General features: G+C 55.2%; 10 protein-coding genes. 8 read left to right on the top strand and 2 right to left on the bottom strand.

What is annotated here, in order from left to right; all coding sequences use genetic code 11:
• Positions 1 to 31: 31 nt before the first annotated feature.
• The 5 genes from ACLEIV_RS10750 to ACLEIV_RS10730 all read left to right on the top strand — a co-directional run bounded on the left by ACLEIV_RS10750 (position 32) and on the right by ACLEIV_RS10730 (position 7,474).
• Complete coding sequence (locus ACLEIV_RS10750; RefSeq protein WP_410456644.1) at positions 32 to 979, top strand: helix-turn-helix domain-containing protein; 948 nt, start codon at positions 32 to 34, stop codon at positions 977 to 979.
• 255 nt (positions 980 to 1,234) lie between these two features.
• The gene (locus ACLEIV_RS10745; RefSeq protein ID WP_410456643.1) at positions 1,235 to 2,530 is read left to right on the top strand and encodes a methyl-accepting chemotaxis protein; all 1,296 of its coding nucleotides are present in this window, start codon (positions 1,235 to 1,237) and stop codon (positions 2,528 to 2,530) included.
• 80 nt (positions 2,531 to 2,610) lie between these two features.
• Positions 2,611 to 4,695 (top strand): putative bifunctional diguanylate cyclase/phosphodiesterase, encoded by a 2,085-nt coding sequence (locus tag ACLEIV_RS10740; RefSeq protein WP_410456642.1) that lies wholly within the window; start codon positions 2,611 to 2,613, stop codon positions 4,693 to 4,695.
• A gap of 220 nt (positions 4,696 to 4,915) precedes the next feature.
• Positions 4,916 to 6,715 carry a sensor histidine kinase gene (locus ACLEIV_RS10735; protein WP_410456641.1) on the top strand — a complete coding sequence of 600 codons (1,800 nt, stop codon included), beginning with the start codon at positions 4,916 to 4,918 and terminating at the stop codon, positions 6,713 to 6,715.
• Positions 6,716 to 6,790: 75 nt separating this feature from the next.
• On the top strand, positions 6,791 to 7,474 hold the full coding sequence (locus ACLEIV_RS10730; protein ID WP_410456640.1) for a response regulator transcription factor: 684 nt from the start codon (positions 6,791 to 6,793) through the stop codon (positions 7,472 to 7,474).
• A gap of 97 nt (positions 7,475 to 7,571) precedes the next feature.
• Here ACLEIV_RS10730 and ACLEIV_RS10725 read toward each other — a convergent pair whose 3' ends face one another.
• Positions 7,572 to 7,703, bottom strand: a complete 132-nt coding sequence (locus ACLEIV_RS10725; RefSeq protein WP_410456639.1) for a putative transporter small subunit — start codon at positions 7,701 to 7,703, stop codon at positions 7,572 to 7,574.
• Positions 7,700 to 9,397 (bottom strand): sodium:solute symporter family protein, encoded by a 1,698-nt coding sequence (locus tag ACLEIV_RS10720; RefSeq protein WP_410456638.1) that lies wholly within the window; start codon positions 9,395 to 9,397, stop codon positions 7,700 to 7,702. The genes ACLEIV_RS10725 and ACLEIV_RS10720 overlap by 4 nt, the downstream gene beginning before the upstream one ends.
• 449 nt (positions 9,398 to 9,846) lie before the next feature.
• Here ACLEIV_RS10720 and purE point away from each other — a divergent pair, with 449 nt between their 5' ends.
• The 3 genes from purE (at position 9,847) to ACLEIV_RS10705 (ending at position 12,791) form a co-directional block, all read left to right on the top strand.
• Positions 9,847 to 10,341 carry a 5-(carboxyamino)imidazole ribonucleotide mutase gene (gene purE / locus ACLEIV_RS10715; protein ID WP_189618486.1) on the top strand — a complete coding sequence of 165 codons (495 nt, stop codon included), beginning with the start codon at positions 9,847 to 9,849 and terminating at the stop codon, positions 10,339 to 10,341.
• Positions 10,338 to 11,405 carry a 5-(carboxyamino)imidazole ribonucleotide synthase gene (gene purK / locus ACLEIV_RS10710; protein ID WP_410456637.1) on the top strand — a complete coding sequence of 356 codons (1,068 nt, stop codon included), beginning with the start codon at positions 10,338 to 10,340 and terminating at the stop codon, positions 11,403 to 11,405. The genes purE and purK overlap by 4 nt, the downstream gene beginning before the upstream one ends.
• 447 nt (positions 11,406 to 11,852) lie before the next feature.
• Complete coding sequence (locus ACLEIV_RS10705) at positions 11,853 to 12,791, top strand: hypothetical protein (RefSeq protein WP_410456636.1); 939 nt, start codon at positions 11,853 to 11,855, stop codon at positions 12,789 to 12,791.
• The last annotated feature ends 19 nt before the right edge of the window (positions 12,792 to 12,810 follow it).

Raw genomic sequence — 12,810 nt, 5'->3', positions numbered from 1 at the left:
CAGGACGCAATGGATTTGCGAAGGAGCGAGCATGCACTTATGCCATCTCACCACGCTGTTGCCGGTAACGGAACGGCAAGACTACTGGCGTCAGGTGATAGGAAGCACCTATTTCGATTTGGACCTGCGTTTCACCGAGCGGCAGGGCTTTTACGGGCAGTTGTGGAACTGGGACGTGGCGCCGTTCGGCATTTCGTTTTTGAGCAGCTCCCCCACCCAGTACCAACGTCTGCGGCAGCACATCAAGCCGCACGGCGATAATCATTTCCTCATCACCATTCCCGAGCGGCAGGAAGTACATTTCAGCCAGGATCGGCGCAGTGTGCGTTGCCGACCCGGCAACTTCATTCTGGAGCGCAGCGACAAACCCTACCAATTCGAGTATCGGAACGACAACAGCCTGTGGGTGCTGCGGGTGCCCGACGTTTTGCTGCGTGCCCGGCTGCGGTTACCCGAACGCTATCTGTTCAGCGAGTTCGATCGCAGCCAGGGCCTGGGTGCCGTGTTCTTCGATTTTTTCCGCAGCATCACCCAGCAGGTGGCCTATCTGGACGACCGCCAGGCTGAGCCCCTGTTGCGCCAGCTGATAGAGCTGTTCGCACTGGCAGTGGAGGGCGATCGGCGCGCCATCGCCAGTGAAGACAGCAGTCTGCGCCAGGTACACCTGCAGCGTGTGGAGCAGTATATTCGTGAACATATCCGTGATTCGAATCTGAATCCGGAGCAGGTGGCGGCGGCCTGCGGCATTTCTACCCGCTACCTGCACAAGCTGTTCCAGGGCGAGGAGTTGAGTGTCAGCCAGTGGATCCGCGAAATACGCCTGCAGGGAGCCGTGGCCGACATCCGTCGCAGCGGCACCGGCAGAACCCTGGCCGATATCGCCTATAAATGGGGTTTCAGCGATCAGGCTCATTTTTGCCGCAGCTTCAAGAGCCGGTTTGGCATGACTCCCAAGGAGGCCCGCCAGCCTGGTGAATAAGGCGGGTGTCACCTTCCCGGAGCCACCCGATTGGTCCTGCCTTCATGCCGTTTTTTTGACGCCTCACATCCGGGGGATGTCTGCTTTGTACACCGGGAGTACACCTCAGGTTGCAGTAATGGCACCTTCGTCTCTGACGGTGAGTTTTGGTGAGCCTTCCCGTTTCCTGGCCTGTTAGCATGCGAGCCATTTTACGGGTGGGGTCGTTTCAGCTGGCGACGACTTCACGGAACAAATAAAACAGGCAAGAGAAAAATGTTTTTCAAGAAAATAAAAGCTGAAAATGAATCATTGCGGCAATCACTGTCCGACAGGGAAGGCATTATCGCGGCCATCTCGGACCACGTGGCCGTCATCGAGTTCAGTCCCGATGGTATCATCCTGGATGCAAATCCTCTTTTTCTGGAACTGACGGGTTATCGTCTGTCCCAGATAACCCGTCAGCATCACGCCATGTTTTGTGATCAGGATTATGTAAACACGAAAGATTACCAGGCGTTCTGGCAACGCCTGGGAGAAGGAAAGTCCAACCGGGGCACCTTTCGCCGGTTTGATGCCTCCGGTCGGGAAGTCTGGCTTGAAGCAACGTATTTCCCGGTAAAGGGCGCTGCCGGCCGGGTAGACAGAATACTGAAAGTGGCAGCAGACGTGACCCGGGACACCCTCAGCCTGCGCTCCCACACCGCCGTGAGCCAGGCTCTGGACCGTTCCATGGCTGTTATCGAGTTCAGCCCGGAAGGGGACATTCTGGCCGCTAACGAGAATTTCATGAAAGCCACCGGCTATCGGCTCGCCGAGCTCAAGGGCTGTCACCACCGCATTCTGTGCGACAGTGATTTTTATCATGAGCACCCGGACTTCTGGTCATCGCTGGCATCCGGCGAGTTCAACTCCGGCAGGTTCAGGCGATTCAGGCGTGATGGTTCGCCTATCTGGCTGGAGGCGACTTACAACCCGGTCAAGGACGCCGATGGAAAGGTGATTCGAGTCATAAAATTTGCCAGCGATATCACCGAACAGGTGCTGAAGGACGACAGAATAGAGCAGGCCGCTCTGCTTGCGCATACAATGGCACAGCAAACCGCCGGTGAAATAGAGAACAGCCGGCACGCCATTACCTCGGCCATGAATACCTCGACGTTGATTGCCGATAAAGTCAAAATAACGGAAGCGGTGCTCGACAGACTGAATGAGCAGGCCAAAAGCATTTCCGATATTGTGGATACGATAAGCGGTGTCGCCAATCAAACCAACCTGCTGGCGCTGAATGCCGCCATAGAGGCGGCCCGAGCCGGTGAGCAGGGACGGGGCTTTGCCGTGGTGGCCGACGAAGTCAGGCAACTGGCATCCAGAACTACCGGGGCGACGGAAGACATTGCCGCTATCGTGGCCCAGAACAGAAACGTTACCCAGGACGTTATTGAGTCCATTTTCGAGATTGACGCCTATTCGGAACAATCCCGGCAACAAATCATTCAGGTCAGGGATATCTTCGACGACATTCTGGCCGGTGCCAATCAGGTGGTGTCTGCCGTCGAGACTCTGGGGTAGGGGGGCGCAGTAACGGGCTTTCTCGTTCAGATCCAGGGCACTGCTCATTTTCAGTGACATTTATATAAAACAGGTTTTTGATGTTATCAAGCAGCTACAATCAGGCACTCGTGGTCTGTTCCGTCATCGTCGCCATTCTGGCATCTTACACGGCGCTGAATATGGCCAGCCGAGTGTCCAGCACCTCGGGCAGATCCGCCCTGCTGTGGTTGATTGGCGGTTCCTTCGCCATGGGGTTTGGCATCTGGTCGATGCACTTTATCGGCATGCTCGCCTTTCAGCTGCCCATTACACTGGGCTATGACGTACCCCTTACCCTGGTTTCATTGCTCATCGCCGTGGTGTCCTCCGCGCTGGCTCTTTATCTGGTCTGCAAGGACACCTTGCCCTGGGCGCGACTGGTGTCGGGCGGTGTACTGATGGGGCTGGGTATTGCCTGCATGCACTATACCGGCATGGAAGCCATGCTGATGACACCACGCATCATTTATGTGCCCTGGATATTTGTGCTGTCCATCGTTATCGCCATTCTGGCCTCGGTGGCCGCCCTGTGGCTGGCCTTTCGGCTGCGCCAGGAGGTCAAGCGGGCCACTTATAGCCGTATGGGCGCGGCGTTGGTGATGGGGTGTGCCATTATCGGTATGCATTATACGGGGATGGCCGCCTCGAAATTTCCGCTTAACAGCTTCTGCAGTGCGGCCAACAGCGGCATCGATACCAAGTGGCTCGCCGTGCTGGTGATTATTGTGAGCCTGTCCGTTTTTGCCATTGCGCTGATTGTCTCGATGCTGGATGTACGCACGGATCGGTTGGCCAACTCGCTGGACCAGGCCAATAACGAGCTGATCAAGCTGGCCTTGCATGACAATCTTACCCGGTTACCCAATCGTATTCTGCTGAACGACCGGCTGGATCAGGCCATACGCAGGGCCGAACGAAAAAATGGCGAGTTTGCGGTGCTCTTTCTGGATCTGGACGGCTTCAAGGCCATCAACGACATGCATGGTCACCATGTTGGCGATCTGTTGTTGAAAGAAGTCTCACAGCGTCTGATGCAGGTTACGCGAGAAGAAGACACGGCTGCCAGGCTGGGCGGAGACGAATTTGTGCTCTTGATGGAACCCGGCTCACCTGAAAATTCCGCCGTGCTGGCCCAGCGGTTAATCGAGATGATAGAAGAACCCTACCATGTTTCGAGCCTCCCGCTGCACATATCGACCAGTATCGGCATTGCCATTTATCCCCATGACGGCAAGACCGAACACGAGCTGATGGTGAATGCCGACGCCGCCATGTACCACGCCAAAAAGCAGGGGCGCAACGGCTACCGTTTTTTCGAACCGAATATGAACACCGACGTGCGCCTGCAGATGCAGCTGCAGCAGGATTTGCGCCAGGCGATTCACCGCGACGAGCTGGAGCTGTATTATCAGCCCAAAATGGTGGCGCCGGACGGTCCCGTGACGGGGCTGGAAGCCTTGTTGCGCTGGCAAAGCCCCACCCACGGCTTTCTTACACCGGATCGCTTCTTGTCGCTGGCTGAAAGCTCAGGGTTAATAGTCCCGATCGGTAACTGGGTGATCAACGAGGCCTGCCGGCAGATGAAAGTCTGGTTCGATCAGGGGCATGGCGACTGGAGTGTGGCGGTGAACCTGTCTGCCGTGCAACTGGAGCATACCAGTCTGGTGGATGTGGTGCGCACGGCGTTGGAAGAACATGAGCTGGCGCCTTCACATCTGGTACTTGAGATCACCGAGTCCACCGCCATGCGCGATGCAGAGGCCAGCCTGAAGGTACTGAACCAACTGTCTGCTCTGGGCGTGTCCATTTCCATCGATGACTTTGGTACGGGATACTCCAGCCTGCTCTACCTCAAACGGCTGCCGGCCAATGAGCTGAAAATCGACCGCGGCTTTATTACCGAATTGGCGCAGGGTAACGATGATGAAGCCATCATTCAGGCGATCATTGCGCTGGGCAAGACGCTGGACATGAAGATCGTGGCCGAAGGCGTAGAAACGTCGGAACAGCAGGCACTGCTGACCCGGCTGGGTTGTGACGCCTTGCAGGGCTATCTGCTGGGCAGGCCCGGCCCGGCCGGTGGATTGCTCAAGGAGGCAGTACCTCCGGAAAAGGCCCCGGAGCCGACGCCCGTTTTTCAGTAGATGTCCCCTTTCTGTCTGCTCTCCGAGTCCGGTTCCGGGCTCGGTTTTTTTGTTGTTTTCCTGTTTGTGCTTCCTACTGTTGAATAACACGTATAAGATCGACTTCTTTTCAGATTAGTCTCATTTGGAATCTTTCATTGTCAGCAGCCTGAAACCGTCAACCATGCCCATCATCAGCAATATCACAGCACGCCTTCAGCCTGACAGGTTGTCTTTGATCATGGCATTGGTTGCTTTTTTTTACTGCCATTTGGCCCTGGCCGAGGCGGCCGGACCTCTTGACTCCCGATATCGAATAGACCAGATCCGGGTAACCGGGATAGCGGAAGAAAACAGAAGGTGGGCGTTTATCAGGCAACTTCCTCGTGCGGAGGTCACGCTGCCCTGGTCTGCCGGATTCAGCCCCCGGCCGGACTTTTTTCTGCTCACCCTGACAAACAACAGTGACGACGGTAAACATCTGATCCTTGAAGTATCGCCGGCTTTTCTGGAAAAGGTCACCCTGCAGCCGCTCTCCGACGGTGCCCGAGTGAACCGCAAATCTGACGCTCAGACCAGCGGGCTGGCCGTCTCATCCCAGAGCAGTAGTAACGATTTCAGGTATCCTGTATTCGACCTGAGCATGGCGGAGCGGGGGACACATTATTTTTTGCTGATCCTGGACAGTCGCTCGTCAAAGGCTCTCAAGCTGTCTTTTTATCCCGCCGGCGACTATCACCAGAAGGAAACAAAGGCAGCGACCGGCTTCATGTTCTTTTATGGCACCCTGGGCATGCTCGCGCTGATGACATTGCTTACGGGCATCGCCATAAAAGAAAAAATATACCTGACTTACTCCTGTTATGTCATTGCCAGCACCAGTGTTCACTTCATCGCTCAGGGATGGGCGAAAAGCATGAATATATCGTTTGGACCCATCTCGCAACTGGATATGATGGCATTGATGATGTGTCTGACCCTGATGGCGGGGGTCGAGCTGATTCGCATCACCAACTTTCAGCTGCACTATCCCACACTGTGGAAGTGGACCCGGGGTCTGTGCTGGCTGGCTGCGATGGTTTCCATCTGCTTGTTGTACCTCGGCCATTACGCCCTGGTATCGGCCAGCCTGCAATTGGTATTTCTTTTTCTTATGGTTTACATCACGGCCATGGCAATGGTCATGAGCATCAAGGGAGAAAAGGCGGCCAGGCTGTATCTGGTGGCCTTTCTGATACACAATACGGCGTCCATTCTTACAATACTGAGAAGCTTCGGAATACTGCCGGTAAACGACATCACTCTTTTTTCGATCAACTTCACCATTATCATCCATGCGCTGTTTATTTATCTGGCCATGACCAACAAAATCTACACCCTTAAACTGAATTCGGAGAGGCTGGCTCAAATCGAGCTCAAGCTGAACTACGAAGTCAGGTTCAGGGAGCTGCAAAGCCGGTTTTTCAAGCTGTTGACGCACGATTTCCGTACGCCCATCAGTATCATATGCAATGAATTGGACAGCGCCGTTTCCTGTCAGCCCCGAAGCATGGAGCGAATAAGAACCAGTGCGGCCAGGCTGGAACAGATGATTGATCAATATATTGATACCAGCTTCCATCTCGAGCTGACTAAAAAAGATGCCACCTCAACAGATATCGGCTCCCTGCTGGAGCGGGTGGTATCCAACTTTCAGTTCACATGCCACGAGCATGATATCAGAGTGGCATCTTCTTCCCCGCAGGAGTGGAAAATCAACGGCGGCATACTGGAGATCATCATCGGCAATCTGATCAGCAATGTGATTCGGCACAGTCCCGGTGGCACCCGCTGCCAGGTAGAATACTGGACGGAAAATGACCGGCTTTACCTCGGTGTGAACGATAACGGCCCTGCCATCGACAACCTGGAAAAAGGGGTAGGTTTAACACTCACCTGGGAAGCCGTAGAGTCGTTGGGCGGGTCTATCGGCTTTTCTTCCTGTCATAAAAAAGGGAACGTGTTCACCCTGTCTTTTCCTGCAACGATGGTATCAGAATGACACTAACCCGGTATTATCAACAGGGTCGGGGATGATGGATTTTGTGATGACAGCCGACACTCATGGGGATGGGTAATGATCACTATCTTTGTCGTAGAAGACGATTCCGACTGGAATCGGACCGTGAAAGACGCCCTGGTCAAAGCTGGATACCGGGTGACCAGTTGTTACTCCTTGTCCGAGTTATGGGACGCGTTGGCCAATACCAGACCCAATGCCATTATTCTGGATGCCAGGCTGCCTGATGGCAGTGGTTTTGATGCCCTGACTCGCATCAGGAAAGAAGCGCCGCACAGCTGCATTCTGATGCTGACCGGCATGGTGCAGAGCCAGTTCAGAATAAAGGGATTGCTCGACGGAGCCGACTGTTATCTGACCAAGCCGGTGATGACAGACGAAATACTGGCCAATCTCTGTGCCGTATTGAGGCGGAGGCCTCAACCGCAGCGGCACGAGCAGCCGCTGTCCTTATCCATCGAACGGCAGAGTCTGATATCACCCAACGCCGGGGACATACCGTTAACGCCTCAGGAATACACCGTATTCAGGGTGATGGCGTTGCAGCCACTGTACCCGGTCAGTAAAAGCAAACTGATTTCATCACTGGGTTATCAGGAATACGAATACGATAACCACCGGCTCGAAACCCTGATGTACCGTCTGCGGCGCAAGTTGAAAAACATCGAGAGCGAGTTGAGTATCAAGGCCGTGTACGGCAAGGGCTATTACATCAATTATCCGGTGCAGATTATCTCGTGATACCGGGAAGGGCTCCTTATCCTTCGCGACTCACATGACTGAAAAAGGCGGGCCCCGAGATCCGCCTTTGTTGTGTTATCGGCCGTGAAACCGGTGACTACACCAGATCGCGGTTTTCTTTTTTAGCCTCGCCCACATCCTTGAGCACAGCCTTGCAAATCAGCAACAGTATCCACAGGGTGAGGGCGGGCCAGATCAGAATATAGGCGCCTAACATCAGTTCGTTCATGAGGACTCCTTGGCAAAACGAGGGGAATTCAGGCTGGCCTTACCGGCGCGGGGCTTGATATCGGCTCTGTCGTCATAGTGACCGACCCGCCGGGCAATCAGGTCGAAGTCGAACTGCTCGCGGCCGAGCAGACTCACGGCCACACATACCAGGGTGCTGACGCCGTAGGCCACCAGAGATGACAGCAGCACCGTGTATTCCCGCAGAAAGCCGGTGGCAAAGAACATCAGCGTTACTCCGGCAATAATACCGGCCACAAAACCGGCACGAGTGCCGAAGAAGCCAAACACCATCAGGCCGATCACCACACCGCCGCCGATACTGGCCAGTAGCTCGAACAGCACCGCGATGGCGCCGGTCATCGGCACCAGTTCGAAACGGGCCACGCAGAACATCAGCAGGCCGGCAATCACCGAGCCGGTAAAGGCACTGTTGGTCACCCGGTTCCAGAAGCAGCTGGCGATAACCGGGAACACGATGGCGCCCCACAGCGCGCCTACAAACACCAGCATCACCAGAATATCGAACGAGAAGCTGGCGAAAATGATACCTATCATGGTGGCAACCACCATGGTCAGACGGCCGATAAGCAGCATGCGCTTGGGGTCGGCCTTGCCTTTGGCGATGTTCTTGCCATAGACATCGGCCATCATGATGGCCGAGAGTGCCGACAGGTCCGAGTCGGCGGTGGACGACAGGGAGCCGATCACCAGAATAAAGAAGAGCCCGATAAACACCGGCGGCAGGTAGGAAGACACCATCTGCGGGATCAGGTTATTCATGTCGCCGTTCAGCGGTTCCACCCCTGTGGTCAGGGCCATCAGGCCTATCATGCCCAGACCGATGACGATGGCGCCGTAACCCAGGGTGGCGGTGATGAAGGTGGGTTTGATGTGTTTTTCATTCACCGCAAACAACCGCTGAGCAATGGTCTGATTACCGATGGCATAGGCCAGCACCGCCACGAAATAAGGCGCGCCCTGATGGAGAATGGCGTCGGTCGAGAACAGGTTGGCCTGTTGCAGGCTGAGCTTGTCAAAGCCATTGAGCATTTCGGCCGGGCCACCCATGGCGAACAGCACGGCAGGAATAATGATGATGGCAATGGCCATCAAGGCGATCAGCTGGGCAAAGTCGGTGAGCACGGAGGCGCGAAAGCCGGACCAGAGGGTGTAACTGAGTACGCCGGCGCCGGCGATGATGACGCCGGTTTGAAACGACAGCGGCGACAGCACCGACACCAGGGCACCGGCGGCGGTAAAGTTCACCATCAGGCTGATGATGCTGCCGAGCAGGTTGGACAACGCCAGGATCAGCTGGCTGGAAGAGCCATGGCGGGCGTGAATGATTTCACCCAGAGTATGTGCCTTGGGGGCCAGGGCACGGAAGCGGCGACCGAAAGGGTAGATGAACAGTATCATCAGCGCGCCCCAGAGGCCGTAATGCAAGGGGCCCGATACGCCATAGGTATAGCCGGAGGTGGCGGCGGCGTAGAAAGAGGCCGCCCAGATCCAGGTGGCGGTCATGCTGGCCGCGCCGATGCCGAAGCCGACGCTCTGGTTGGAGACCATGAAGGCGTCGGTATCTTCCTGTTCTTTCTTGATAAAGGTGGTAATCAGATAGGTTCCGCCATAGAAGGCGGCCAGCAACAGCAACACTGTGGTGCTGGAAAATTGATAGAGTTCCAAGTTCATCTCCATTTACTCGGATGAGCAGACAGACGCACAGACAACAGACACCGGATGAATGGCACCTGAACTGGCGTTGGTTAGACGACCTGGCTAGCGGCAACGGACGCGGAGATCCCGTAAGAAACGGATCGGCAATAAATAAGACAATGACTTAGAGACGTTGGCGATAGCCTGGTGATGTGTGGTCGACGACACTGATGGTCGTGACTAAGGTAATGCTTCGATGGCACCAAACATGGGGCGGACACCTCCTAGGTATACGTGACGCTTACTTGTGAGGACGCAGTACCTTAACGTGACGTCCGGATTATGTCCACCCCCTGCCCCATCGGCGACTAGCCGCCACCCCCCCCTTTCGTTATAATCCGCGCTCCCCCGGATCCACCAAAATGCCGAACGTTGTTTTAGACATTGTTTGAATGTCGTTAAAACGCTGTTGAACAGGAGTAGTCATGCAAGCAAAAGTTGCCGTCATCATGGGCTCGAAGAGCGATTGGCCCACCATGCAGGGTGCCGCGGAAATCATGGATAAACTGCAGGTCGCCTATGAAGTGGAAGTGGTGTCGGCGCACCGCACCCCAGACCGACTGATGGAGTTTGGTGAACAGGCCGTAGACCGCGGTTTTGAAGTCATCATCGCCGGTGCCGGCGGTGCCGCCCACCTGCCGGGCATGGTGGCCTGCAAGACTCGCTTGCCGGTGCTGGGTGTGCCGGTACAAAGCCGGGCGCTGAACGGCATGGACAGCCTCTTGTCTATCGTGCAGATGCCCAAGGGCGTGGCGGTGGGCACTCTGGCCATCGGCGAGGCAGGTGCCTTCAATGCGGGCCTGATGGCGTGCCAGATCCTGGCCAACAACGACGCGGCCCTGGCCGAGCGGCTGGAGGCCTTCCGCAAGGCTCAGACCGAGACCGTGTTGAGCAACCCCGACCCGCGGGAGGAAGCATGAGTCGTATCTGGGTACTGGGCGCCGGCCAATTGGGCCAGATGCTGAAACACGCCGGCATGCCGCTGAATCTTGATGTGCGTCCGGTGGATATAGAGTCGGAAGAGACCTTTCCGCTGCAGCCCCACGAGCAGGTGACCGCCGAGCGGGAACAGTGGCCGGACACCGTCGCTACCCGTCAGCTGGCCGCCCATCCGGCCTTTGTGAACCTCGAGACGTTCCCCATTCTGGCCGATCGCTTCACCCAGAAGTCGCTGATCGACAAGCTGGATCTCGCCACCGCGCCCTGGCAGCTGGTTGAAACCGCCACCAGCGCCGAAGCACTGCATCAGAAGCTGGGCGAGCGGGTGCTGCTCAAGCGCCGCACCGGCGGCTATGACGGCCGTGGTCAGCACTGGCTGCGTGAGCCGGGCCTGGACGCCATTCCCGACGACTGGCACGAGCAGGCCATTGCCGAACAAGCCATCGACTTCGACGAAGAAATGTCGGTGGTGGGCATGCGCGGTGCCGATGGCCGGTGCTTCTTCTATCCACTGACCCTGAACCTGCATGTGAACGGCATTCTGCTGGGGTCTGTGGCCCCATTGGCGCGACTGGCGCATTTGCAGGCCGAAGCCGAGCAGATGCTGGGCAAGCTGATGAACGACCTCGATTATGTGGGCGTGATGGCGATGGAATGTTTCCGGGTCGGCGAACACCTGCTGATCAACGAACTGGCGCCACGGGTACACAACAGCGGTCACTGGACCCAGGCCGGTGCTAACATTAGTCAGTTTGAGGCCCATTTACGTGCCGTGGCCAAGTTACCCCTGGTGCAGCCCACCGTTAAAAACACCAGCGTCATGGTGAACCTGGTGGGTACCGAGCGCAACGATGCCTGGCTGTCGGTGCCCGGTGCCGAGCTGTACTGGTACGGCAAGGAAGTGCGTCCCGGTCGCAAGGTGGGTCACATCAACTTCTGCCTCGACAACCATGCGGACACCAAAACTGCCCTGGACCAGTTGCAACCCCTGCTGCCGGTCAACTATGTTCAGGTACTGAACTGGCTACGCAGCCAGCTGGACTGAAACAAAAAGCCCCGCTCAAGCGGGGCTTTTTGTTGGTATGAAATTCGCACCATAAGTAGATGCTGATCTGGCGATTATGTGCTTTCCTCGTTTGATGCCTAATATCTATCCCATTAAACAAATGCTTTATTTTACTTCTGTATCAATGTCGGACAAAGAGTTTGCTCCACCGACCCGCTTCAAGCACATCCATGTGACGCTCAGCACATAACGTCCCTGTCATGTGATGGTCGGCGGAGCAGATCCCTTTGCCCTCCTTGATGCTACAGAGTCACCTGTTACCTCTGTCGTTCCACACCCAAAGATGCTCAAATATTTAATGGGGTTGATATTATTTATATTAACTTGAATAAAAATAAATGTTGTCGACTCAGGCACACCGACTTTCTAGCGACAAATCAGAGAAGCGCAAGCCTGTCCTGAATCGGCCGATAGGAGGGTGAACTAATGAATGAGTTAAAGCCAGATGATCCAGCATTTTACTATTTCGTCGATGACTTGCCAGGAGCGCATATCCCTGCCACGCGAATTAGGAAAATTTTTGAAAGACTTCAGCAAGGTAAATCACTCTCCGATTTTACTCTCGGCTATCTGAAAAATCAGGGGCTTGAAGCCCTGTATCTACATCTCACAGGTTGCTCAACGGTTGATGAGTTTCAAAAAGCGGCGAGAGCCGAGCAAGTTAAGCGACAGCAAGCCGCACTGGAATCGAGGATAGCGAGGGAAACAGAGGAACAAGCTAGAGATATCGCACGACAGGCCAGAGTGAAACTGGCTACCGAGCAAGCAGAGGCCGCTCACCGGGCGAGGGAGCAAGACCCTAGATATATTGCCAAGCTTAAGAATAAAAAGCTCAGGGACCGATATGACCTTGATATCTTTATTGAAGAAGACTTTTTCGCTCAATTGATGAGCATTCTGCGCCGGGTTGATACAGGAAAACGGTTGACCGATGCGGATATTCTTTGGCTGTCTACAGAGGCAGAGGAATACTACACAGATGCCTTGTGTTCAGCCTTTCACGAACTTGAGGCTGTTTTTTACGCGGAAGAATTCAAGAAAACCCAAGATCCCTGGATGGCTGTTAATGCCAGCAGTCACTACCGTAAGTGTAATCAAGCCAGAGCGGCAGAAACATTATTGAGCCCGATTAAAGTTGATCAGCTGAAATCCTCAAAGCTTAAGTCGGCACTCTGCACCACGCACGGTGGCGTAAAACGCGACCTTGAACGCTGGAATGATGCCATCAGTCTGGGAGAGCAGGCGCACGGTTTTATGGAGATGGATTTCAGACCATGTACATTACTGGGCGCGGTATATATGGAAATGGGCAGTTACGACTTGGGCCAGAGATGTAGTGGTTCAATGATCCCGGACACCATTTAAGGTGGTACAGTCACCACCG

The organism is Oceanisphaera submarina (assembly GCF_046521305.1).
GTDB lineage: Bacteria > Pseudomonadota > Gammaproteobacteria > Enterobacterales > Aeromonadaceae > Oceanimonas > Oceanimonas submarina.
Note: the sequence above shows the minus strand (reverse complement) of the source record. Positions and strands in the feature narration are given on the sequence as shown.